Origin of the sequence: Mycobacterium sp. 360MFTsu5.1 (assembly GCF_000383495.1) — a bacterium.
Classification (GTDB): domain Bacteria; phylum Actinomycetota; class Actinomycetes; order Mycobacteriales; family Mycobacteriaceae; genus Mycobacterium; species Mycobacterium mucogenicum_B.
Genome location: NZ_KB911468.1, coordinates 37,457 through 62,212, shown reverse-complemented (window position 1 = coordinate 62,212; position 24,756 = coordinate 37,457). Strand labels below are relative to the sequence as shown.

The window sequence follows — 24,756 nt, the reverse complement described above, 5'->3', positions numbered from 1 at the left end:
GGATTTCATGGTCAGGCGGATGTGGCGGCCGCGATGGCCCGGGTGATGGCCTTCTTGTCGACCTTGCCGACCGCGGTCAGCGGCAGCGACGGCTGTGCGACCAGGGTGTCGGGCCGGCTGTGGACCGCGACACCGCGGCTGTCGAGGTAGCCGTTGAGGTCGCTGAGGCTGACGGCCGGCCCGCTGAAAACGACCACGGCACAAATCTTTTCACCGAGGTACGGGTCGGGCAGCGGGACGGCGGCCGCGGCCCGGATCGACGGGTGCGTGAGCAGATGTTCCTCGAGATCGAGCGCCGAGATGGTCTCCCCGCCCCGGTGGATGACGTCCTTGATGCGTCCGGTGACCTCGAGGTAGCCGTCGGCCCTGCGGCGCACGCGGTCCCCGCTGCGGTAGAAGCCGTCGGGGCTGAACGACCGCTCGTTGTCGGACGGCGCCCGGTAATAGCCGTTGAGGGTGTACGGCCCGCGTACCAGCAGTTCACCCTCGCCGCCGACCGGCACGTCGGCGCCCTCGTCGTCGACGATGCGCACTTCGTCGTCGGGGCACAGCGGTGCACCCTGGGTGTGGTCGAGCAGTTCGGGGTCGTCGCCGGGGCGGGTGTAGTTGATCAGCCCTTCGGCCATGCCGAAAACCTGTTGCAGGCCGGGTGTCAGCGCGGCGCGGGCGGCCGCCGCGTCCGGTGCGGACAGCTTGGCACCGCCGACCTGGAGCAGTCGCAACGTGGTGGGGCGCTGGGGCTCCCAGTCGCAGGCCAGCGTCCACAGGGTGGCCAGAGCGGGCACCAGAGCGCAGACGGTGACGCGGTGCCGGGCGATGGTGGCGAACGCGGACTCCGGGCTGGGGTCGGTGGTGAAGACCGTGGTGGCGCCGACGGACATCGCACCCAGCATCCCCGGGCACGACAGCGGGAAGTTGTGCGCAGCCGGCAGCACCGTCAGATACACGTCGTCACCGGTCATTTCGCACACCGCGGCGCTGGCGGTGGCGTTGTAGTAGTAGTCGTCGTGGGTGCGGGGGATCAGCTTCGGCGCCCCGGTGGTGCCGCCGGAGACCAGGAGCAGGGCGGGTTCCGCGGTGTTGATGGCTGGCGCGGCTGCCGGAGCGTGGCCGAAAAGGGAAGTCCAGCTGGTGAATTCGCCGGCGTCACCGTTGACGACCACGTGCCGCAGGCGTGGGTGTTCGGCAACCAGCTCGCGCGCCATATCGCGATAGTCGAAGCCGCCGAAGCGGTCGGCGATGACGAGGGCGACAGCGCCGCTGACCGTGGCGAAATGACCGAGTTCGGCGCGGCGATGAGCGGGTAGGCACATGACGGGCACCGCACCCGCGCGCAGCAGTCCGAACAGGGCGATGGCGAAGTCCGCGGTGTTGGGCATTTGCAGCAGTACCCGGTCGCCGGTTTCGATGCCGAGAGCGGCGAAGCCGGCGGCCGCTTCCGAGGCCAGCTGATCGAGTTTGGCAAACGTGTGTGACGCCGATGGGTCGACGATGGCGACGCGGTCCGGCCACTGGCGTGCGCCGTCGGACAACAGGCTGTCCAGTGGTTTACCGACCCAGTAGCCCGCCTCGCGGTAGCGCTCGGCGCGGTCGTGCGGGAACGGGACGAATCCGTTCAGCAAATGCTGGTCGGCCTCGGTGGAGACAGTGGTGCGCGTCACGGCGGATCCCTCGGGGTAGGCATGGAGGTAGCGGCAATATAGGGTAGCCTAATCAAAATTAGGACAGCCTGTCTTTAACGTGTTCGGGAGGGTTTTGTGGGCGTCGTGGCAGTGAATTCGCAGGCCATCCGCGAGGAGGTTGCCGAACTGCTGGGTGCCCGTGCCGACACCCTCGACCCGGGTGCCGACCTGATCAGCCAGGGCCTGGATTCGATCCGCATGATGTCGCTCGCCGGGCGCTGGCGGAAGCAGGGCATCGACATCGACTTCGCCGCCCTGGCCGCCGAGCCGACCATCGCGGCCTGGTCCGAACTGCTGTCCGCGGCGGGTGGCCTGCAGCGAGCCGAAACCTCGGCACCGCAGGATGATTCGGAACACGACCAGCCGTTCGGCCTGGCTCCGATGCAGCACGCCATGTGGATCGGCCGGGAAGACGACCAGCAATTGGGTGGCGTCGCCGGGCACCTCTATGTCGAATTCGACGGCCACGGCGTCGATGTCGAACGATTGACTGCCGCCGCAACGGCGTTGGCGGCGCGGCACCCCATGCTGCGCGTGCAGTTCCTCGCCGACGGCACGCAGCGCATCAAGGCGCTCGACGGCGACTTCCCGGTGACGGTCACCGACCTGCGGGACCTGCCGGCAGATCAGATCGCCGAGCAGCTGGCCGCCACTCAACGCCGCAAGGCGCATCAGCAGTTGACCGACCAGGTCTTCGAACTGAGCCTGACCCTGCTCCCGGATGGCAAGACCCGCCTGCACGTCGACCTGGACATGCAGGCCGCCGACGCCATGAGTTACCGCACGCTGATGGCCGATCTCGCGGCCCTGTACCGCGGTGTCGAGCTGGCTCCGCTGGCTTACACGTACCGCGAATACCGCATGGCCACAACGCAATCGGCGCAGGAGCCCAATCCGCGGGCCGATGCGGATCGGCAGTGGTGGGGCGAGCGGCTCCCGGAACTGCCCGACCCGCCGCGTCTGCCGCTGGTCCCGGTCGCCGAGCAGAACGACCCGCGGCACACCACCCGGCGCTGGCACTGGCTGGCCCCCGACGTCCGGGACGCGCTGTATGCGGCGGCCCGCCGGCGCGGGATCACGCCCGCGATGGCCCTGGCCGCGTCCTTCTCCGATGCCCTGGCCTGCTGGTCGGCCGGGCAGCGCTTCCTGCTGAACGTGCCGCTGTTCGGGCGCGACCAGCGGCACGCCGACGTCGACCGCCTGGTGGGCGACTTCACGTCGTCGCTGCTGCTCGACGTCGACCTCACCGATGCGGCCACCGCGACGGCGCGCTGTGGCGTCCTGCAGGACGCATTCCGCAGCGCCGCAGCGCATTCCGAGTACTCCGGCCTCGAGGTGCTGCGCGACCTGAGCCGGCACCGCGGCACCCAGGTGCTGGCCCCCGTGGTCTTCACCAGTGCCCTCGGCCTCGGTGAACTGTTCGGCTCGGCCGTGCTCGAGACGTTCGGCACGCCCGGGTGGATCAATTCGCAAGGGCCACAGGTGATGCTGGACGCCCAGGTGACCGAATTCAACGGCGGCGTGCTGGTCAACTGGGATGTGCGCGAGGACGCGTTCCCCGACGGCATCATCGACGCGATGTTCGCCCGGCACATCGCCGAGCTGGAGCGGCTGGCCGGCGACGACACGGCATGGGAGGCGCCCACCCCGGAGCCCATGTCAGCGGCGCAGCGTGCGGTCCGCGACGCGGCCAACAGTCGCACCGCGGCGCCCAGCGGCGCGGCGCTGCACACCGGCTTCTTCGCCTCGGCGGCCGCCCGGCCGACCGCCACGGCCATGATCGGCGAGGCCCGGCAGTGGACGTATGCCGAACTGGCCGAAGAGGTTTCGGCCGTCGCGTCGGCACTGCAGATCGCCGGTATCAAGCCGGGCGACACCGTGGCCGTGCTCGGACCCAAGGGCGCGGAACAGATCATCGCGCTGCTGGCCATCCTGGCCGCCGGTGGGGTCTACCTGCCGATCGGGGTGGATCAGCCCGCCGACCGTACCGAGAAGATCCTGGCCACCGGCGGTGTCCGGATGGCGCTCTACTGTGGCGACCTGGCGCCGTCGTGGAAGCCGTCGCTCACCGTGACCGAGGCGCTGCGAATCGGGCGCCGCGCCGAGGGACCGTTCGTCCCGGCCGCCACCGATCCGCACGAGTTGGCCTACGTGCTGTTCACGTCCGGCTCCACCGGCGAGCCCAAGGGCGTCGAGGTCACCCACGACGCAGCGATGAACACCGCCGAATTCCTGTACGGGCACTTCGACATCGGACCTGCCGACCGCTGCCTCGCGCTGGCCACCCTCGAGTGCGACCTGTCGGTGCTCGACATGTTCGCCACGCTCGCCACGGGCGGCAGCATCGTCGTGGTCGACGAGCCGTACCGGCGCGACCCCGACCGCTGGGCCACCCTCATCGCCGAACACGGCGTCACGGTGCTCAATTTCCTGCCGGGCTGGCTGGAGATGCTCGTAGAGGTCGGTGCCGGGCGGCTGGACACCGTCCGGGTGGTGCTCACCGGCGGCGACTGGGTCCGGACCGCCATGGTCCGGCACCTGCAGGCGCAGGCCCCGGGTGTGCGCGTCGCCGGCCTCGGCGGCGCCACCGAAACCGCCATCCACGCAACCATTTTCGAGGCCGGCGAGCTGCCGGACTCCTGGTCGGCGGTGCCCTACGGCGTGCCGTTCACCAACAACGCGTGCCGCGTGGTCAACGAGGCGGGCCAGGACTGCCCCGACTGGGTGGCCGGCGAACTGTGGTTCACCGGGCGCGGCATCGCCTCGGGCTACCGCGGCCGGGCCGATCTGACCGCCGACCGCTTCGTGCGCTATGCGGGCCGAACCTGGTACCGCTCAGGGGATTTGGCACGCTACCGGCCGGACGGCATCCTGGAGTTCGTCGGGCGTGCCGACCACCGCGTGAAGATCAGCGGCTACCGCATCGAGCTCGGTGACGTCGAGGCCGCGCTGCAGCGGGTTCCCGGTGTGCGTGCCGCGGTGGCCGGTGTGGTCTCCGGCGGGGAACGCGGGCATGACGTGCTGGCGGCCCTGGTCTCGGTCGACGACGCGGAGCTGACCGCCGAGCGCATCTCGGCAGCGGTGGCCGAACTCGTACCGCCGCACATGATCCCGCGACAGCTGCAGGTGGTTGCGGCTATTCCGTTCACCGTCGGTGGCAAGACCGACCGCCGGGCCGCAGCGGGTCAGCTCGCGGCGCTGGTTCAGGCGGCCGACGGCGCCGGGCGGGCGCAGCCGGAGACCACGCTGGAGCGCGCCTTGGTGGCGATCGTCTCGGAGCTGCTCTCGGTCGATGCCGGTGTTGAGGACGACTTCTTCGAGCTCGGCGGTGACTCGGTCCTGGCCACCGCCACCGTCGCGCGCATCCGGAAATGGCTGGACACCCCGACCGTGGGCGTGCCGGACATCTTCGCCGCCCGGACGGTGCGGGCGCTGGCTCAGCGGCTGACCGGCCGCGAGGACGGCAGCGGCCGGCTGGACATGGTCGCCGAGCTCTACCTGGAGATTGCCGAGATGAACCACGACGACGTGCTCACTGCGCTGGACCCGGCGGCGGTCTCATGACCGACCTGCATACCGGCTCCGTGACCGAGCCGAAAAGCACCTTCGCGCCCTGGATCAAGCACTACCCGGGCTCCGGAGACGCCGGTGCGGTCGTGATCTTCCCGCATGCCGGTGGTGCCGCGGTCGCCTACCGGGACCTGGCGACCGCCTTGTCGGGCAAGGGGATCGACGCGTACGTCGTCCAGTACCCGCGCCGCGCCGACCGGCTCGCGCATCCGGCGCATCCGACGGTCGAGCAGCTGGCCGCCGACCTGTTCGCCGCGGGCGACTGGCCGGGCGTGGGTCCGCTGCGGCTCGTCGGGCACTGCATGGGTGCGGTGGTGGCCTTCGAATTCGCGCGCGTGGCAGAACAGAGCGGCGCCACCGTGCACAGCCTGTGGGCGTCGGCCGGCCAGGCGCCGTGCGATGTGGTCGACGCGCCGCCGCTGCCGACCGGCCCGCGCGAAATGCTCGCCGAGATGGTCGATCTCGGCGGCACCGACCCCCGGCTGCTCGCCGACGTGGATTTCGTCGAGATGCTGCTGATGGCGGTGGGTGCCGACTACGAAGCCCTCAACAGATACGTGGGCGGTGGCCGCATCGCCGCCGACATCCACGCCCTCGGCGGGCGCGACGACCATCGCATCGACCGGGACATGCTGCTCCGCTGGGAGAACCACACCTCGGGCGCCTTCACCCTGGCCGAGTTCGACGGCGGCCACTTCTACCTCAACGACCAGCTGGACGCGATCGCGGAAGTGATCAGTGCGCGCTGATTCGATGAGTTCTGACGCCACAGCGGACGATCCGGTGGTCATCGTCGGGATGGCGGTCGAGGCCCCCGGCGATGTGGACGACGCGGACAGCTATTGGCAGCTGCTGTCTTCCGGGCGAGAGGCACTCGGCGCGTTCCCCGAGGACCGCGGCTGGGCCGTGCGCGACCTGCTCGCGGGCTCGCGCCGTGACGGGTTCAAGCGCATCCACAACCGCGGCGGATTCCTCACCGGCGCCGCACTTTTCGACCCCTCGTTCTTCGGCATCTCGCCACGCGAGGCGGTGGCGATGGATCCGCAGCAGCGCGTCGCGCTGCGCGTGACATGGCGGGCGCTGGAGAACGCCGGGATCAACCCCGATGATCTGGCCGGGCACGACGTCGGCTGCTACATCGGCGCCTCAGGCACCGGGTACGGCCCCGATCTCGCCGAATACTCCGACCTGAGTGGGCATCTGATCACCGGGACGTCGCTGGGCGTGATCTCCGGACGGATCGGCTACCTGCTGGGCCTCGACGGCCCGGCGCTGACGATCGACACGTCGTGCTCGTCGGCGCTGACCGCGTTCCATACCGCCGTGCAGGCACTGCGTTCGGGTGACTGCAGCATGGCGCTCGCCGGCGGTGTGTGCGTGATGGGGTCGCCGGGATACTTCGTCGAATTCGCCAAACAGCACGCCCTCTCCGATGACGGGCACTGCCGGCCCTACAGCGCGCAGGCCAGCGGCACCGTGTGGGCCGAAGGCGCGGGCATGTTCGTGCTGTCACGAAAGTCGGTGGCGCAGCGGGGCGGTCACCGCGTGCTCGCGGAGGTCCGGGCCAGCTGCCTCAACCAGGATGGCCGCAGCACCGGCCTGACCGCGCCGAGCGGGCCGGCGCAGGCGCGGCTGTTCGGCCGTGCGCTCGCTCTCGCCGGTGCCCGGCCCGACCAGATCGGGATGATCGAAGGCCACGGCACCGGAACCAAACTCGGGGACCGCACCGAATTGAACTCGCTGGCGCAGACCTACGGTGCCACCGCGCCCGGCCAGGGCGCGGTCCTGGGCTCGGTGAAATCCAACGTCGGGCACAGCCAGGCCGCCGCGGGGGCGCTGGGACTGGCCAAGGTCCTGGTGTCGGCCGAGCATGCCACCATCCCGGCGAGCCTGCACACCGCGCAGGCCAGCGCCGAAATCGACTGGAGCGCACAGGGCTTACGGCTCGCCACCGCGCACACGCCATGGCCCGCCGTCAACGGTGAGCGCCTTGCGGCGGTCTCGGCGTTCGGCATGAGCGGCACCAACGCGCACGTCGTCGTCGCGATGCCGGAGGGATTGGTGGCGTGATGAGCCTTTCGCACTTTCCCGACGGCCGTGTTCCGGTCCTGCTCAGCGCGCACACCGAAGAACTCCTGGCCGCTGAGGCGACCGGCGTCGCCGACTACCTGGACCGGCATGGTGCCGTAGGCCTGGGCGCGGTGGCTGCGATGCTGCTGCGACTGCGCCGTCGCCGCCGGTTCCGGGCCGTGGTCCGGGCCCATGACGCCGCCGAGCTGGCTGCCGCGCTGCGGGCGCTGGCGGCGGGGGAGGAGCACCCCCTGGTGGCGGTCTCCGCACGGACCGCAGCGCCCCGCACGGCTTTCGTGTTCCCCGGCAACGGCGGCCAATGGCCGTCGATGGGCACCGATGCATACCGGCAGCTGCCGGTGTACCGCGCCGCGGCCGACCGGTGTGCTGCCGCGTTCGTCGCCGCGGGCACCGACTCGCCGCTGGCCTTCCTGGTGGACCCGGCCGGCCGGGAGTGGACGCAAATCCACAGTCAAAGCGCGCAGTTCACCTACGCCGTCGGCCTGACGGCGGTGTGGCGAGAGCTGGGCATCGCGCCCGACGTCACGCTGGGCCACAGCCTCGGTGAGATCGCCGCGGCGTACGTCGCCGGTGCCATCACGCTGGACGAGGCGGTCGCCGTCGTCATCGCCCGGGCTGGGGCACTCGACAGCCTGGCCGGCGATTTCGGCGCCGCGAGCCTGGGGATGAGCGTCGACGAAGCGCAGCAAGCGGTTTCGGACGCCGCCGGCTGGATGGAACTGTCCGTGGTCAACTCGTCGGCATCGGTCGTGGTGTCCGGCGATCGCAGCGCCGTCGCAGACCTGGTGTCCGGCCTGCAATCGCGCGGCCGTTTCGCGCGCGTCATCGCCATGAGCTTCCCGGCGCACACCAGTGCGCTGGATCCGCTGCGCGCACAACTGCTTTCCGGCGTGCCGAAGTCGCAGTTCGGCGCCGGCGCGGTGCCGTTCATCGGATCGGTGACCGGCGCGGTGGTCGGCGCGGGTACCGAGTTCGGTGAGTACTGGTACCGAAACCTGCGGAACACCGTGCGCTTCGACCGGGCCGCCGCCGCGGCGCGCGACGACGGCGTCGAGGCCTTCGTCGAGATGTCAGCACACCCAGCGTTGTTGCACGCGCTCGCCGATACTGATGCGGCACTCATCGTCGGCTCGGGACGCCGCGACGAAAGCCTCGCCGACGTGCTGTCCGACAACATGGCCACGGTGGCCGTGGCCGACCCCGATTACGACTGGGCCGGACACATCGAGCCAAATCAACCCCTGCTGCACGGATTTCCGCATGCTCCCATGGCGGCGATGCACCTCTGGGCGACTCCCGAACCGCTGCCCCCGGTCGTCGGACTGACGGTCAGTGCCGAGCAGTGGCTGCCGCAGCCGGACGAGACCGTGCCGCTGATCATCCGGCGCGCTGCCGTCGTCGAACTGCCGGGACCGCGCGGTGAGCTCGCCGACCATCTCCGCGACGGTGTGCGGGCCAACCTCGGCACGGTGCTCGTCGAGCCCGCCGACGCCGATCTGCTCATCGTCGTCGCCCCGATGCTCGACCACCCCGATACCGAAGCGGCGGTCACCGACCTCGCCGAGCTGATCGGCTGCGGGCTGTGCGACTACCCGAATGCCATCGGACCGCAATGCACCGACGTGTGGCTCGTCACCGTCGGCGGCGAGCACGTGCGCGACGACGAGCCGGTGGCGCTGCCGGCTCAGGCGGCCGTCGCCGCCATGCACCGCAGCATCGGTTTCGATCATCCCGACCAGGCCTTCCGCCACCTCGACCTGGCATCCTGGGAACTCGACGCATCCGCGGCCACCGCCGTCATCGAAACCATGCTGGGCACGGGAACCGAAGTGGCGCTGCGTGATTCACAGCAGTACCGCCGCGGTCTGCAGGCTCTTCCGGACGTCGGTGCACCGCCGCCCGGGCTCCTCGACAACGTGGTGATCACCGGCGGCAACGGTGCGGTCGGCCTGCATTTCGCGCGGACCCTTGCCGCGGCGGGCGCCCGCCGCATCGTGCTGATGAGCCGCAGCGGCACCGGCGCGCAGCAACTGTCCGGCCTCGAGGGCACCGACGTGGTGTCGGTGCAGTGCGACATCACTTCGCCCGCGCAGCTTTCGGCCATCGCGGCGACCCACGGCGGTGACGGTGCGACGCTCGTCATCCATGCGGCCGGCGCGGCCGCATTCGGCACCACGGTCGGCGCGGACGAATTCATCACCACCGCGGCCGCCAAAGTCGGCGGTCTGGCGCGGCTGGCCGAGTACTGGCCGCTGCGTCCGGACGCCCGAATCCTGGTGTGCTCGTCGGTGTCCGGACTGTGGGGCGGGCTCGGTCATGTCGCGTACGCGGCCGTCAACCGCATGCAGGATGTACTGGCCGGGCAGTTCCGCGCCAAGGGCCTCGACTGTGTGGCCGTGCGGTGGGGACTTTGGCCCGGTGCCGGCATCGTCGGTGCCGACGAGGTGGCGCGGATCGAGCGCGCCGGACTGCGGGAGATGGACCCCGACATCGCGATCGATGCGGCTCTCGGAACCGGCGCGCCCGCACCGCTGATCTTCAGCGCTGACGCCGAGCGGCTGGCCACGCTGCTCGGCGGCGCGCCGGTGGAGGCGGAACCGGCTGCACCGCAGCATGTTCCGGAAACCCTTGGCGCCGGTGCCGACGCCGAGGACGTCGTCCGTCATGAACTGTCGGCGGTGCTCAAACTGGGCGACCCCGCCGCCATCGACCTGACCGCGGCCCTGTTCGACCTGGGCCTGGATTCGCTGCTGGCACTGGACCTGCGCAAGCGACTGCGCCGGGGCACCGGCCGGTCCGTGCCGCTGGCCGGGTTGCTCAGCGGCATCACCGGTATCGAACTGGTGGATTTGCTAACCGATAGAACAGAGAAGGTGGAGAGCTAGCGTGACCGAGACCGACATCCGGGACCTGCGCACGCGAGGAGCAAGTGGGGCGGAAGACGCGCGCCTGGAGCTGTTGCGGCGCAAGCTCGCCGAGCGCGGCCTGCGGTCCCAGGGCCAGGCGCAGTCGAACGACGGCACGCCCGTCGTGCCGGTGCTGTCCGACGGCCAGCGCCGGATGTGGTTCGTGCAGACCGCAGACCCTGCTGGGGCACTGCTCAATGTCTGTGTGTCCTTTGCGATCACCGGCGCGCTCGACCACCAGCGTCTGCGGGAGGCGGTGCACGCGGTGGCCGGCCGCCACCCGGTCCTGCGCACCACCTACCGGGCCGACGCGACGGGCGAACCCGGGCTGACGGTCCACGACGACCTGGCGCCGGGCTGGAGCACGCACGACCTCAGCGAGCTGTCCGAATCGTCACGCGCCCTGCGACTCGAGGTGCTGGCACAGCGGGAGTTCGGCACGCCGTTCCAGCTCGACACCGAATCACCCTTGCGGATCAGTCTGATTCGCACCGGGACCGACGAGCACATCATGCTGCTCACGGCACACCACATCGCCTGGGATGACGAATCGTGGCAGGTCTTCTTCGCCGACCTCACGCGCGCGTACGAGGGCGAGCAGCTGGCCGAGGTGATTCCGGCAGCGGTGCCCGCGCACGACCACACCGAGGAACTCGAGTACTGGCGTTCGGTGCTCGCCGATCCGCCTGAGCCCCTGGAACTTCCGGGCCCGCACGGCTCGCTCGTGCCGACCGGTCACCGCTCGCAGCGCGTCACCCGGCGCATCGACGCCGACACCGTGGCCCGGATTTCCGAGCTGGCCCGCCAGACCGGCGCCACTCCGTACACCGTGCTGCTCGCGGCGTTCGGCACCCTGCTGCACCGCTACACCCACGCCGACGACATCCTGGTCGCCACCCCGGTTCTCAACCGCAGCGGCGGCACCGAGGATGCACTGGGCTACTACGGCAACACCGTGGCGCTGCGGCTGCGCCCCGAAGCGCGCCAGAGTTTCGGCGAGTTCGTCACGCAGGCCAAGGACACCACGCACGGGGCCTTCGCCCATCAGCAGATCAACCTGGACCGCGTGGTGCGCGAGCTGAACCCGGACCGCCGCCACGGTGTGGAGCGGTTGGCCCGGGTGTCGTTCGGCGCCCGCGAGGCCGACGGCCGGGGCTTCAGCCCGTCCGGGATCACCTGCCGCCGGGCCGAGTACCGGGGGCACCAGACCCAGCTGCCGCTGGGCTTCATGGTGGAATTCGACGACGACGGCGCACTGGTCGAGGCGGAGTACCTGACCGAAATCCTCGACGCCGCACTGGCCGACCAACTGCTGCGGCACTACGTGGTGCTGCTGGAGTCCGCGCTGACCGACCCGGCCCGGGCGCTCGCCGAGCTCGATCTGATGGACGAGCACGATGCCGACTGGCTGCGCCGGATGGCCACCGGCGAACAGTTCAGCACCCCGGACACGACGCTGGCCGCGCTGATCGAAGCCCAGGCCGCGCGCACCCCGGACTCGGTCGCCGTCGCGTACGAGGGCCGGTACTACACCTATCGCGAACTCAACGCCGAGGCGAACCGGTTGGCGCACTGGCTGATCGGCCAGGGCATCGGCACGGAGGACCGTGTCGCGGTGCTGCTGGAGAAGTCGCCCGAGCTGGTGATCACGGCGCTGGCCATCGTCAAGGCCGGCGGTGTGTACCTGCCGGTCGACCCGACCTACCCTGAGGACCGGCTGTCGTTCATCCTGAGCGACGGCGACCCGAAACTGGTCATCCGCGAGCCGTTCACGGACTTCGACGGCCTGCGGGACGACAACCCGACCGATGCCGATCGGGTTCGGCCGCTCACGGCGGCCAACACCGCCTACCTGATCTACACCTCGGGTTCGACAGGGCTGCCCAAGGGCGTCCCGGTACCGCACCGCCCGGTCGCCGAATATTTCGTGTGGTTCGTCGACGAATACCAGATCGACGCCGACGAGCGCCTGCTGCAGGTGGCCTCGCCGAGCTTCGACGTATCCATCGCCGAGGTGTTCGGCATGCTGGCCTGCGGTGCGCGCCTGGTCATTCCGCGCCCGGGCGGCCTCAACGACATCGGGTACCTGACCGAACTGCTGCGCACCGAGGGCATCACCTCGATGCACTTCGTGCCCTCGCTGCTGGGGCTGTTCCTGTCCCTGCCGGGCGTCAACGAATGGCGCAGCCTCAAGCGGGTGCCGATCGGTGGCGAAGCGCTGCCGGGCGAGATTGCCGACAAGTTCCACGCCACGTTCGACGCGCTGCTGCACAACTTCTACGGACCGACCGAGACGGTCATCAACGCCAGCCGGTACCGTGTCGAGGGCAAGCAGGGCACCCGCATCGTGCCGATCGGCAAGCCCAAGATCAACACGCAGATGCACCTGCTGGACGATGCTTTGCGCCCCGTTCCGGTCGGCGTCATCGGTGAGATCTACATCGGCGGAACCCATGTCGCGCACGGTTACCACCAGCGCCCGGGCCTGACCGCCGAGCGTTTCGTCGCCGACCCGTTCACGCCGGGCGGCCGGCTGTACCGCTCGGGCGACCTGGCCCGGCTCAACGTCGACGGCGATATCGAGTTCGTGGGCCGCGCCGACGAGCAGGTCAAGATCCGCGGTTTCCGCATCGAACTCGGCGAGATCGCCGCCGCCATCGCGGTGGACCCCAGCGTCGGCCAGGCCGTCGTCGTGGCGAGCGACTTGCCCGGGCTGGGCAAGAGCCTCGTCGGCTACCTCACCCCGGCCGAGCGCGGCGACCTGGAATCGGTTGACGTGCAACGGATCAAGGCGCGGGTGGCGGCCGCGCTGCCGGAGTACATGGTGCCGGCCGGTTACGTCGTACTCGATGAAATCCCGATCACCGCGCACGGCAAGATCGACCGCCGCGCGCTGCCCGATCCGGACATCCAGTCCCGCACCGCATTCCGCGAACTGACGACTGACACCGAGCGGAAGGTCGCCGAGCTGTTCGCCGACCTGCTCGGCGTCGAGCAGGTCGGTGCCGACGACTCCTTCTTCGAACTCGGCGGACACTCGCTGCTGGCCACGAAGCTCGTCGCGGCGATCCGGGCTCGGTGCAACGCCGACATCGGGGTGCGTGAGGTGTTCGAGCTGGGCACCGTCGCCGAGATCGCTGCCCGGGTCGACACCGGGGCGCCGCGCAACCGCCCGCCGCTGCTCGCGATCGAGCACACCGGTCCGCGTCAGATGTCGGCATCGCAACTGCGCCAATGGTTCCAGTACCGCATCGACGGTCCCGGACCGGTCAACAACATCCCGTTCGCGGCCCGGATCACCGGCCCGTGCGACGTCGACGCCTTCGTCGCGGCGCTCGGTGACCTGGTCGAGCGCCACGAGGTGCTGCGCACCACCTACACCGAAATCGACGGCGTGCCATACCAGGTCGTGAACGACCCGGCTCCGCTGCCGGTGCGCCGCGCGCGCGGCGCCGACGAGGAGTGGTTGCAGGCCGAACTCGACGCCGAACGCCGCTACGTGTTCGACCTGGAAGCGCAGTGGCCGATCCGGGCCGCGGTGCTGTCCATCCCGGGGCAGCACGTGCTGTCGATCATGGTGCACCACATCGCCGCCGACCACTGGTCGGCCGGCGTGCTGTTCACCGACCTGGTCACCGCCTACCGGGCGCGCCTCGAGCAGCGGGCTCCCGAGTTCGCGCCGCTGCCGGTGCAGTACTCGGACTACGCGGCCTGGCAGGCAGCGCTGCTGGCCGACGAGTCGGGAACTCTTGCCGCGCAACGGGACTACTGGCGCGGCCAGTTGGCCGAACCGCCCGCCGACCCAGGCCTGCGTCCCGACTTCACCCGGCCGCCGGTGCTCTCGGGTGAGGGCGCGTCTGTGCCGTTCGTCGTCGCTCCCGAGGTGCGGGCCAAGCTGACGGCGCTGACCCGCGAACTCGGCATCACCGACTTCATGCTGTTGCAGTCCGCGGTGGCGGTGGCGCTCGCGAAATCGGGTGAGGGGCTAGACATTCCGCTCGGCACCCCGGTGGCCGGGCGCACCGAGGCCGAACTCGACGCGCTGGTGGGCTTCTTCATCAACATCGTGGTCCTGCGCAACGACCTGAGTGGCGATCCCACGCTGCGCGAGATTCTGGTCCGGGCCCGGGACACCGCGCTGGCCGCGTACGCGCACCAGGACCTGCCGTTCGATCACGTCGTCGACGCCGTCAGCCCGGCGCGGTCGCTGTCACGCAACCCGCTGTTCGGCGTCGTCGTACATGTGCGCGAAGACCTGCCCACCGACCACGTCATCGATTCCCGCGCCGACGGCGACACCACGTTCACCGCGCTCGAGCCGACGTTCGACGTGGCACACGCCGACCTGTCGGTGAATTTCTTTGCCACCCAGGACGGTTACCGCGGGCACCTGATCTACCGCACCGATCTGTACACGGCGGAAACCGCGCAGCGCCTCGCCGACCGGCTGGTCCGGGTCATCACCGGCATCGCCGAGAACGCCGATCAGCGGCTGCGGGACCTGCGGGTCGATGAAGCCGTCCAAGGCAACGACGGGGTGCAGGTGCTCGACGAGTGGCGCCAGCCCGTGGGCGTCGGCGTGGTCGGCGACATCTACCAGGATTCGGAGCCCACGGGCGACCGCGGCAGGTGGCTGGCCGACGGACAACTCGAGCGCATCGAGGCCCTCCAGTTGCGCGCGACGCGCACCCAGTCGGCAGTGGCCGAGCCCGCGCGTACCGACACCGAACGGGCCCTCATCGCCCTGCTGGCCGAGGTGCTCGACGCCGAAGCCGAGATCGGCCGGGGCGACGACTACTTCAGCCTCGGTGGTGACAGCATCAAGGCCGTGCAGCTGGCGGCGCGGGGCCGCGACGCGGGCATGAAGCTGACGGCCCGGATGGTCTTCGAGTATCCGACGGTGCACGAGTTGGCCGCGGCGATCGACGCCCGGTCGTCGGCGGAAACCCAAGGGGCACTGGGTGAAGACCGTGAGCACGCACCGATGACGGTGTCGGGCCTGTCCGCCGACGAACTCGCCGAGCTGACCGCATCGTTCGCGTCATCGTGGAACGCACCGCAGGAGCCGCAGTGACAACGGTGCAGCCGGCGCCGGTCATCGAGGACGTCCTGGCGCTCAGCCCGCTGCAGCAGGGGTTGTACTCGATGGCTCAACTCGATCAGGCGGATGACCCGTATCTGATCGCGATGTCCGCGGACATCGACGGCGACGTGGATGCGGCGCTGCTGCGGGACTGCGCGGCGGCACTGCTTGTGCGTCACCCCAACCTGCGGGCCAGCTTCGTGCAGGCCGGAGCCCGCACGGTGCAGGTGATCCCGAGTGCGGTCGACCTGCCGTGGCGGCAGCTCACCGCCGCGTCACCCGACGCCGCCGACGACCTCGAAGCGCAGGAACGGCGCCGGCCGTTCAGCCTGGAGCGCGGTCCGGCGATCCGGTTCCTGCTGATCGAAATGCCCGAACGGCGTTGGCGTTTCGCGGTCATCGCACACCACATCGTCATCGACGGGTGGTCGCTTCCGTTGTTCGTCGGTGAACTGCTCGCGCTGTATGCCGCCGGCGGCGACATCTCCGTGCTGCCTGCCGCGCCACGCCCGTACCGCGACTACATCGGGTGGCTCGCGGCGCGTGACCCGGAGGCCAGCCGCCGCCGGTGGCAGCAGCACCTGGCCGGGCTCGACGGCCCGACGATGCTGGCTCCGGCGCTCGGCTCCGGTGAACTCGGCGACGACCTGCCGCACACCACCGAAGTCAAGGCGTCCGCGGGCGAGACGGACCGTCTGGTCGAGGCGGCGCGGGCGCGCGGCGTCACGGTCAACTCCCTGACCCAGATGGCCTGGGCGGCAATCCTGTCGGTGCTCACCGACCGGCGTGACGTCGTCTTCGGCGTCACGGTCTCGGGCCGGCCGGGGGAGCTGGCCGGCGTCGAGTCGATGGTAGGTCTCTTCATCAACACCGTGCCGCTGCGAGTTCGGCTGGACCCGCTGCGCCGCGTCGGCGAGCAGTGCCTGGCCCTGCAGCGGGACGCCGCAGAGCTGCGCGAGCACAGCTACCTGTCGCACACCGAGCTGCGCACGCTCGGCGGTGTCGGCGAACTGTTCGACAGCCTCCTGGTCTATGAGAACTTCCCTCCGGGTGGCCTCGTCGGCAGCGGCGAATTCGACGTCCGCGGAGCCACTTTCCGGCCCCGGGCGCTGCAGAGCCTGGCGCATTTCCCGGTGACTGTCGCAGCGCACCTGACCGACGGCGAACTGACCATCCTGGTCGAGACGAAAGACGGTGCCACCGGGCTGGTTCCACCGGAGAGCCTCGGCCGGCAGGTCCTCGCGGTGCTGCAGCGCCTCGTCGACGGCTGGGACCGCCCGTTGCGCGACGTCGGTATCAACCTGGCGGCACCCGAGGTGGCAGCGCGTCCCGACACCACCGAAACCGGTGGCATCCACGAGAAGTTCACCGCCACCGCGCGCAGCAAGCCGGGTTCGGTGGCGCTGACCTATGACGGCGGCGCCCTGACCTTCCGCGGTCTCGACGAGGCGTCCGACCGCGTCGCCACCGAACTGCGGCGCCGCGGCGTGGGGACCGAGACGCCGGTGCCGGTGCTGCTGCGCCGGGGGCCCGACTACGTGGTCGCGATGCTCGGTGTGCTCAAGGCCGGTGGGTTGATCGTGCCGCTGGATCCGTCGATGCCCGCCGACCGGATCGCGGAGATCCTGGGCCAGACCAACGCGTCGGTGATCGTGGACGACGCCCTGCTGGCCGCGGCGGGCAACCAGCCCACCGGCGAATTCGACCCGGTGCCTACACATCCCGGTCAGGGCGCCTACATCGTGTTCACGTCGGGTACCACCGGCAAGCCCAAGGGCGTCATCGGTACCCACGCCGCGGTGCTGGCCTACGCCGCCGACCATGCCGACCGGGTACTGCACCCGGCGGTGGCGAAAGCCGGTCGGCCACTTCGGGTCGCGCACGCCTGGTCGTTCACCTTCGACGCGGCCTGGCAGCCGTTGGCCGCGCTGCTGGACGGCCACGGTCTGCACATCGTCAGTGACGAGGTGCAGCGTGATGCCGAGGCATTGGTGGCGACCATCGGGCAGTACGGCGTCGACCTGATCGACACCACGCCGTCGATGTTCACGCAGCTGCAGGCCGAAGGTCTGCTGACGACGGTGCCGCTGACGGCGCTGGCGCTGGGCGGCGAAGCCGTCGACCCGAACGCGTGGGCCGCCATCCGCAACGAGTGCGACCGCACCGGCATGTCGGCCTACAACTGTTACGGCCCAACCGAAACCACGGTCGAAGCCGTCGTGGCCGCATTCACCGAGCACGACACACCCTCGATCGGACGCCCGACGACCGCGACGCGCGCCTACGTCCTCGACGCCTGGCTGCGGCCGGTGCCGGACGGTGTCACCGGTGAGCTCTACCTGGCCGGTGGGCAGCTCACGCGCGGCTACCTGGGCCGTGCCGGCGAGACCGCCACGCGATTCGTCGCCGACCCGAACGCGCGCGGCGCGCGGATGTACCGGACCGGCGACGTGGTCCGCCGCGACCCCGTCACCGGTGGCCTGCAATTCCAGGGGCGGTCCGATGATCAGGTGAAGATTCGCGGCTTCCGGGTGGAACCCGGTGAAGTCGCCGCGGTCTTGCACGCGCACCCGGGCGTGCGGCACGCGCACGTCACCGTCCGCCGGCACGGCAGTGGGCCGCGCCTGGTCGCCTATGTCGCCGGTGCGGCATCCGCCACCGAGCTGCGGCGCATGCTGACGTCCCGGCTGCCGAGATACCTGGTGCCGCACCACATCATCGCCGTGGACGAGATTCCGCTGACGGTCAACGGCAAAGTCGACGACGCCGCATTGGCCGCGATGGATGCCGCCGCCGGCACCGGGCAGGCCGCAGCTCCGGCCACCGCGACCGAACTGGCCGTGGCCGTGTTGTTCGCCGATGTCCTGGAGGTGGCCGATCCGGCCGGACTCGACGTCACCGCCGATTTCCTCGATCTGGGGCTCGACAGCATTGTCGCGCTGTCGGTGGTTCAGGCCGCGCGCCGCCGCGGTCTGGCCGTGCGTGCGCGGATGATGCTGGATTGCACCAGCATTCGCGAACTGGCCGACGAGCTGGACGCCGAGAACGAACTGGCCGCCACGGCGGTCGAGGAGGCGGGCCCGGTACCCGTGCTGCCCAACGTGCATTGGCTGTATCAGTACGGGGACGGCCGCCGCCTGGCCCAGACCCAGGCGGTGCGGCTACCGGATGCCATGACCGCCGAGCAGTTGACCACGTTGCTGGACAACGTCATTGCCGCACATCCGGCCCTGCGCAGCCGTCTGGACCGGGCCACCATGACCCTGGTCGACCATCCGGTGGACAGCGTCCTGTCCGAGGTCAGCATCGACGGTGACGTCGTGGCCGCGGTCGCCGAGCAGACCGATCTCGCGGTCGGACGGCTCGACCCGGAGCAGGGCCGCCTGCTGCAGGCGGTGCTGCTGAACACCGAGTCCGACGGCAAGGTGCTGGTCCTGAGCGCGCATGTGCTCGCCGTCGACCCGGCGTCCTGGCGAATTGTGCTCGGCGAGCTGGAAAACGGCTGGCACGCACTGAATTCCGGTGCCCAACCGGCCACCATCCGCGAACACACCAGTTATCGGGCCTGGTCGCGGCTGCTCGCCCAACGGGCGCAGGATCTCGACACGGTGGACTTCTGGGAAGCGCAGGTCTCCGGCCCGGATCCCGCACTCGGCAGCCGCCGGGTGCGACCCGAGACCGACTGTGCCGCACACGTCGTGGTCGCGATGGCGATCATCGACCCGGATCTGACGGCGCGCCTGCTCGGGGCCGGCCAACCGGTCACCGATCTGCTGGCCGCCGTGACCGCTCGCACGATCACCCGCTTTCGGCAGCGCCGCGGCCAGGACACACCCGCTCCGCTGGTGGCGCTGGAGACCCACGGTCGTGCGGACACCGTCGTCTCCGGCGACGAGGTCGACACCGGCGACACCGTCGGACTGTTCAGCGCCATCTACCCGGTGCGGATCAGTTCCGAAGCCCCGCACCAGGTCAGCGCCGAGATCGCCGCGGTCCCCGGCCATGGCATCGACTTCGGGCTGCTGCGCTACCTGCGTTCGGATACCGCCGAGCGGTTGTCGGCCCACCCGGAACCTCAGGTGCTGCTGAACTACCTGGGCCGGGTACACCTCGGGGCCAGCGGTGCCGCACTGCAACTCGACGGTGCGCTGCTGGCCGGCGCATCACCGGTACCCGAACCGAATTACGCCGTGCACCACGAGCTGACCCTGATGGCGGGCATCGTCGACCATGAGGGCACCACGATGCTCGGTGTCCAATGGCGCACGGTGCCAGACATTCTCAGCGCAGACGACATTGCCGAATTGCAACAGCTGTGGGAATCGCAGCTCAGGGAAGTGGTGAAATGAGCGAGACCCGAAATACCTTGGCCGTCATCGGCGCCGGCGCCAAAGCGGTCGCCGTGGCCGCCAAGGCCGCCGAACTGCGGGCCATGGGCATGGACGCGCCCGACGTCATCGCGGTGGAACGCCTCGGCGTCGGCGCCAACTGGCAGGCCGCGGGCGGCTGGACCGACGGCCGGCACCGGCTGGGCACCGGCCCCGAGAAGGACGTCGGCTTCCCGTACCGGTCGGCGCTCGTGCCGCGCCGCAACGTCGAACTCGACGAACGGATGATGCGGCACAGCTGGCAGTCGTACCTGATCTCCACGGGACAGTTCGCCGAATGGATCGACCGCGGCCGGCCCGCTCCCACGCACCGGCGCTGGAGCCAGTACCTGGCGTGGGTGGCGGAAAGTGTTGCCATGCAGGTGGTCACGGGCGAAGTCACCCAGCTGTCGGTGGACGGCGACCAGTGGGTGCTGCACTGCCGCGATCAGCAGGTGCGCGCCGACGGCGTGATGATCACCGGACCCGGACAGGCCGAGCGCTCCATCCTGCCGGGGCATCCTCGGGTGCTGTCGATCGCCCAGTTCTGGCACCGCGTCGCGCAGGACGAGCGCATCAACGCCGAGCGCGTCGCCGTCATCGGCGGTGGCGAAACCGCCGCCACCATGCTCGATGAGCTGTTCTCGCACCGGGTTTCGACCATCACGGTGATCTCCCCGGGCGTCACGCTGTTCACCCGCGGCGAGGGCTACTTCGAGAACACCCTGTTCTCCGACCCGACGGGTTGGGCCGGGCTCAGCATCTCCGAACGCCGGGATGCCATGGCCCGCACCGACCGTGGCGTGTTCTCCGCCCGCGTCCAGGACTCGCTGCTGGCCGACGACCGCATCCGGCACCTGCGTGGCCGCGTCGCCCATGCCGTGCCCCGCGAAGACCGAATCCGGTTGACCCTGCAGACCGAACGCGACTCCGGCTGCCTGGAGACGGTGCACGGCTTCGACCTGGTGATCGACGGTTCCGGTGCCGATTCGATGTGGTTCGCGCCGCTGCTGAGTCAGGACGCGTTGGACGTGTTGGAGCTCGGCATCGGCGCGCCGCTGTCGGCCGACTCGCTGCAGCGGTCCATCGGCTACGACCTCGCCGTCAGCGGCGTCACGCCGAAGTTGTTCCTGCCCAGCCTGTCCTGGCTCACACAGGGCCCCGGCTTCCCCAACCTCAGCTGCCTCGGTCTGCTCAGCGACCGCGTGCTGGGTGCCGAATATTCCACTCCATCCGTGAGGAGAAGCGATGAGCAGCAATCCGTTCGATGACGAGAACGGTGCGTTCTATGTCCTGATCAACGACGAAGAGCAGCACAGCCTGTGGCCGGTGTTCGCCGACGTGCCCGCCGGCTGGCGGGTCGTGTTCGGTGAGAGCACGCGCGCCGACTGCCTGGCCTACGTCGAAGAGACCTGGACCGACATCCGGCCCAAGACGCTGCGCGAGACCCTGGCCGGCTGACACGCTCGACGGCCCGAGTGGAGCCGCGAGAGCCAGAGCTGACCAGGAGTTGGTGCTCGCCGTGCTGGTCGGCACGTACCTGCGCTGGCGCGCGGTCATTCGCCGGTGGGCGAAAGCTGCTGCGACAGGGGCACATCCATGTCGTACACCCGGGCGTGCAGCACCACCCGGTTCCGCAGCGCGGACCGCACCGCACGGTGCAGGCCGTCTTCCAGGTAGATCGTGCCCTGCCAGCGCACGGCATGCGGGAACAGATCGCCGTAGAACGTCGAATCCTCGGACAGCAGCCGGTCCAGGGCGAGCACCGTCGTCGTGGTGACGATTTCGTCGAGACGCAGCTGGCGCGGCGGAATCTGGGCCCATTCGCGGTAGCTCAGCCCATGCTCCGGGTAGGGCTTTCCGTCGCGTACCCCTTTGAAAATCATGAGTAGATCACTCTGCAAGCTCCCGGTGAGCCGAGCGGGTCCGCGGTGACAGCATCGGCATACAGCTGACCCTAGCGGGTCGACCGGGCGTTTGCCGAGGCATCCGGCCACCAGATACCCCCGAATGACGTCGGTCGCCCGCCCGAATCCATCGTCACCGTAAAATGGCGGTGGAACTGGAGGTGACGAATGGGTAGTGCCGACGACCGTCGCTTTGAAGTGCTGCGTGCCATCGTTGCCGACTTCGTCTCCACCAAGGAGCCCATCGGCTCCAAGACGCTCGTCGAGCGCCACAACCTCGGCGTTTCGAGTGCCACGGTCCGCAACGACATGGCCGTGCTGGAGGCGGAGGGCTACATCACGCAGCCGCACACCAGCTCGGGCCGGGTGCCCACGGAGAAGGGCTACCGCGAGTTCGTCGACCGCATCGACGACGTCAAACCCCTGTCGTCCAGCGAGCGCCGGGCCATCCTGAGTTTCCTCGAATCCGGCGTCGACCTCGACGACGTGCTGCGCCGCGCCGTGCGGCTGCTCGCGCAGCTGACGCGACAGGTCGCCATCGTGCAGTACCCCACGCTGTCGCGCTCCACGGTCCGCCATCTGGAGGTCGTGGCGCTCACCCCGGCCCGGCTGTTGCTGGTGGTCATCACCGATACCGGACGGGTTGACCAGCGCGTCGTCGAGCTCGGCGACTCCATCGGTGAGCACGAGCTGTCGCAGCTGCGGGAGCGGCTCGGTGCGGCCCTGGAGGGCAAGCTGCTGTCGGCCGCGTCGATCGCGGTGGCCGACCTGGCATCGCAGATGGACGGGCACGGCGGCCTGGGCGACGCGGTGGGCCGCGCGGCGACGGTCTTGGTCGAGACGCTGGTCGAGCACCAGGAGGAGCGGCTGTTGCTCGGCGGCACCGCCAACCTGACGCGCAACACGGCCGATTTCGGCGGGTCCCTGCGGTCGGTGCTGGAGGCGCTGGAGGAGCAGGTCGTGGTCCTGCGGTTGCTGGCCGCCCAGCAGGAGGCAGGTAAAGTCACGGTACGCATCGGCCACGAAACCGAGGCCGAGCAGATGGCTGGGACGTCCGTCGTGAGCACCGCCTATGGCAGTTTGGGCAAGGTTTACGGCGGCATGGGCGTGGTGGGCCCCACCCGGATGGACTATCCGGGGACCATCGCCAACGTCGCGGCCGTCGCCCGGTACATAGGCGAGGTACTGGGCACCCGGTGAGGGTGCCCAGCAGTTCGAGAGATTAGGCAAGGTTCTTAGGCGTGGCACGCGATTACTACGGCCTGCTCGGCGTGAGCAAGGGCGCCAGCGACTCGGAGATCAAGAAGGCCTACCGCAGGCTGGCCCGGGAGCTGCACCCCGACGTCAACCCCGACGAGGGCGCCCAGCAGCGGTTCGCCGAGATCAGCACCGCCTACGAGGTCCTCAGCGACCCGGAGAAGCGGCGCATCGTCGACCTCGGCGGTGACCCCATGGAGAGTGGCGGAGGCGGCGGCGGTGCCGGTGGCTTCGCCGGCTTCGGGGGTCTCGGCGACGTGTTCGAGGCCTTCTTCGGTGGCGGCGCGTCCTCGCGCGGTCCGATCGGTCGGGTGCGACCGGGCTCGGACTCGCTGCTGCGCCTGCGGCTGGACCTCGAGGAGTGCGCGACGGGCGTCACCAAGCAGGTCACCGTGGACACCGCGGTGCTGTGCGACCTGTGCCAGGGCAAGGGCACGCACGGCAATTCCCAGCCCGCCCGCTGTGATACCTGCCACGGCCAGGGTGAGGTGCAGACGGTCCAGCGCTCGCTGCTCGGCAACGTCATGACATCGCGGCCCTGCCCGGTGTGTGGTGGCGTCGGCGAGGTCATTCCCGACCCGTGTCACCGCTGCGGCGGCGACGGCCGGGTGCGCGCGCGGCGCGACGTCAGCGTCAAGATTCCGGCCGGTGTCGGTGAGGGCATGCGGGTGCGTCTCGCGGCCCAGGGCGAGGTCGGGCCGGGCGGTGGACCCGCCGGCGACCTGTACGTCGAGGTGCACGAGCAGGCGCACGAGCTGTTCCTGCGCGACGGCGACGACCTGCACTGCACCGTCTCGGTGCCGATGGTCGACGCCGCACTGGGCACCACGGTCACCGTCGACGCCATCCTCGACGGGCCCACCGAGATCACCATCGCGCCGGGTACGCAGCCCGGTTCGATCACCACCATTCGCGGCCACGGCATGCCGCACCTGCGGTCCGGGGTCCGCGGCAACCTGCACGCGCACATCGACGTCGTGGTGCCGACGCGGCTCGACAACCGTGACCTGGACCTGCTGCGCAAGTTCAAGGAGCAGCGGTCCCGCGACGTCACCGAGGTGCGGTCGACGCAGGCCGTGGCCGGCGGCGGGGGCGGCCTGTTCAGCCGCCTGCGCGAAACCTTCAGCGGCCGTTAGCCTTCGGGGCCCTTGGTGAGCCGGGCGCTGTTCTACGTCGACGCGGTACCCGAGGTCGGCGGCCTCGCCGTCGTCGATGGCGACGAGGGATTCCACGCGGCGACGGTGCGACGCATCCGTCCGGGCGAGGAACTCGACCTGTCCGACGGGGCCGGGACGTTGGCGCACTGCGTGATCGAAGACGCCGTGAAGGGCCGGTTGACGGCGCGCGTGCTGTCGGTCACCGAGGTCCCGGCCGCGGTGCCGACGGTGACTGTGGTCCAGGCCCTGCCCAAATCCGACCGCTCCGAGCTGGCCATCGAATTGGCCACCGAGGCCGGCGCCGACGCCTTTGTGGCATGGCAGTCCGAGCGCTGCGTCGCGCGCTGGGACGGTACGGCCAAGGTGGAGAAGGGTTTACGACGCTGGAGTGCGGTGGCCCGGTCGGCGGCGCGGCAGTCCCGTCGCCCGTACGTGCCGTCGGTCAGCGGCCCGGTGTCGACTGCTGAGCTGGTGGCCTCGATCGGTGCGGGCGTCACGTTGGTCTTGCATGAATCAGCGGAAGTGCCATTGCGCGAGGTGGTTTCGTCGTCCACCGAGGCGGTGACGCTGATCGTGGGGCCGGAAGGCGGTATCACCGACGGTGAGGTGGCGGCGCTGGTGGCCGCCGGCGCCGTCGCCGTTCGGCTGGGACCGTCGGTATTGCGGACGTCGACCGCCGCGGCCGTCGCGTTGGGCGCCTTGGGTGTGCTGACGCCGCGCTGGCAGGTCTAGCACT

General features: G+C 70.1%; 13 protein-coding genes. 11 read left to right on the top strand and 2 right to left on the bottom strand.

Annotated elements, in window-relative coordinates; translation table 11 throughout:
* Positions 1–11: 11 nt before the first annotated feature.
* A complete protein-coding gene (locus H289_RS0117470) occupies positions 12–1,661 on the bottom strand; it encodes a (2,3-dihydroxybenzoyl)adenylate synthase (protein WP_020102107.1) in 1,650 nt (549 codons plus the stop codon).
* A 96-nt stretch (positions 1,662–1,757) separates the two neighbouring features.
* On the opposite strand from H289_RS0117470, the gene H289_RS0117465 reads away from it, so the two are divergent.
* The 8 genes from H289_RS0117465 to H289_RS0117430 are packed head-to-tail and all read left to right on the top strand — an operon-like array spanning position 1,758 to position 21,160.
* On the top strand, positions 1,758–5,246 hold the full coding sequence (locus tag H289_RS0117465) for a non-ribosomal peptide synthetase (RefSeq protein WP_020102106.1): 3,489 nt from the start codon (positions 1,758–1,760) through the stop codon (positions 5,244–5,246).
* Positions 5,243–6,001, top strand: a complete 759-nt coding sequence (locus H289_RS33435) for a thioesterase II family protein (RefSeq protein WP_020102105.1) — start codon at positions 5,243–5,245, stop codon at positions 5,999–6,001. The genes H289_RS0117465 and H289_RS33435 overlap by 4 nt, the downstream gene beginning before the upstream one ends.
* A 4-nt stretch (positions 6,002–6,005) precedes the next feature.
* Positions 6,006–7,322, top strand: a complete 1,317-nt coding sequence (locus H289_RS0117455; protein ID WP_029105371.1) for a beta-ketoacyl [acyl carrier protein] synthase domain-containing protein — start codon at positions 6,006–6,008, stop codon at positions 7,320–7,322.
* A complete protein-coding gene (mbtD, locus tag H289_RS0117450; protein WP_020102103.1) occupies positions 7,322–10,228 on the top strand; it encodes a mycobactin polyketide synthase MbtD in 2,907 nt (968 codons plus the stop codon). Before H289_RS0117455 ends, mbtD begins: the two co-directional genes overlap by 1 nt.
* A gap of 1 nt (position 10,229) precedes the next feature.
* On the top strand, positions 10,230–15,323 hold the full coding sequence (locus H289_RS0117445; RefSeq protein WP_020102102.1) for a non-ribosomal peptide synthetase: 5,094 nt from the start codon (positions 10,230–10,232) through the stop codon (positions 15,321–15,323).
* Positions 15,320–19,681, top strand: coding sequence for a non-ribosomal peptide synthetase (locus H289_RS0117440; RefSeq protein WP_020102101.1), 4,362 nt, complete (start codon positions 15,320–15,322; stop codon positions 19,679–19,681). Before H289_RS0117445 ends, H289_RS0117440 begins: the two co-directional genes overlap by 4 nt.
* Positions 19,678–20,970, top strand: a complete 1,293-nt coding sequence (gene mbtG / locus H289_RS0117435) for an NADPH-dependent L-lysine N(6)-monooxygenase MbtG (protein ID WP_020102100.1) — start codon at positions 19,678–19,680, stop codon at positions 20,968–20,970. The genes H289_RS0117440 and mbtG overlap by 4 nt, the downstream gene beginning before the upstream one ends.
* Positions 20,948–21,160, top strand: coding sequence for an MbtH family protein (locus H289_RS0117430; protein ID WP_020102099.1), 213 nt, complete (start codon positions 20,948–20,950; stop codon positions 21,158–21,160). The genes mbtG and H289_RS0117430 overlap by 23 nt, the downstream gene beginning before the upstream one ends.
* Before the next feature lie 95 nt (positions 21,161–21,255).
* Here the strand turns inward: H289_RS0117430 and H289_RS0117425 are convergent, their stop codons facing one another.
* Positions 21,256–21,585 carry a type II toxin-antitoxin system VapB family antitoxin gene (locus H289_RS0117425; RefSeq protein ID WP_020102098.1) on the bottom strand — a complete coding sequence of 110 codons (330 nt, stop codon included), beginning with the start codon at positions 21,583–21,585 and terminating at the stop codon, positions 21,256–21,258.
* Positions 21,586–21,774: 189 nt separating this feature from the next.
* Between H289_RS0117425 and hrcA the strand changes: the two genes are divergently transcribed.
* Genes hrcA through H289_RS0117410 form a run of 3 tightly spaced genes read left to right on the top strand, consistent with a single transcriptional unit; the run spans position 21,775 to position 24,752 of the window.
* Positions 21,775–22,806, top strand: a complete 1,032-nt coding sequence (gene hrcA / locus H289_RS0117420) for a heat-inducible transcriptional repressor HrcA (RefSeq protein WP_020102097.1) — start codon at positions 21,775–21,777, stop codon at positions 22,804–22,806.
* Between the two features lie 41 nt (positions 22,807–22,847).
* Positions 22,848–23,999 (top strand): molecular chaperone DnaJ, encoded by a 1,152-nt coding sequence (dnaJ, locus tag H289_RS0117415; protein WP_020102096.1) that lies wholly within the window; start codon positions 22,848–22,850, stop codon positions 23,997–23,999.
* Between the two features lie 15 nt (positions 24,000–24,014).
* A complete protein-coding gene (locus H289_RS0117410) occupies positions 24,015–24,752 on the top strand; it encodes a 16S rRNA (uracil(1498)-N(3))-methyltransferase (RefSeq protein WP_020102095.1) in 738 nt (245 codons plus the stop codon).
* The last annotated feature ends 4 nt before the right edge of the window (positions 24,753–24,756 follow it).

What these genes read in the sequence shown, in the direction of transcription:
- H289_RS33435 (WP_020102105.1), top strand. Translation starts at nt 5,243, where the DNA reads ATGACCGACCTGCATACCGGCTCCGTGACCGAGCCGAAAAGCACCTTC.
- H289_RS0117455 (WP_029105371.1), top strand. Translation starts at nt 6,006, where the DNA reads ATGAGTTCTGACGCCACAGCGGACGATCCGGTGGTCATCGTCGGGATG.
- mbtD (WP_020102103.1), top strand. Translation starts at nt 7,322, where the DNA reads ATGAGCCTTTCGCACTTTCCCGACGGCCGTGTTCCGGTCCTGCTCAGC.
- mbtG (WP_020102100.1), top strand. Translation starts at nt 19,678, where the DNA reads ATGAGCGAGACCCGAAATACCTTGGCCGTCATCGGCGCCGGCGCCAAA.
- H289_RS0117430 (WP_020102099.1), top strand. Translation starts at nt 20,948, where the DNA reads ATGAGCAGCAATCCGTTCGATGACGAGAACGGTGCGTTCTATGTCCTG.
- H289_RS0117425 (WP_020102098.1), bottom strand. Translation starts at nt 21,585, where the DNA reads ATGATTTTCAAAGGGGTACGCGACGGAAAGCCCTACCCGGAGCATGGG.
- hrcA (WP_020102097.1), top strand. Translation starts at nt 21,775, where the DNA reads ATGGGTAGTGCCGACGACCGTCGCTTTGAAGTGCTGCGTGCCATCGTT.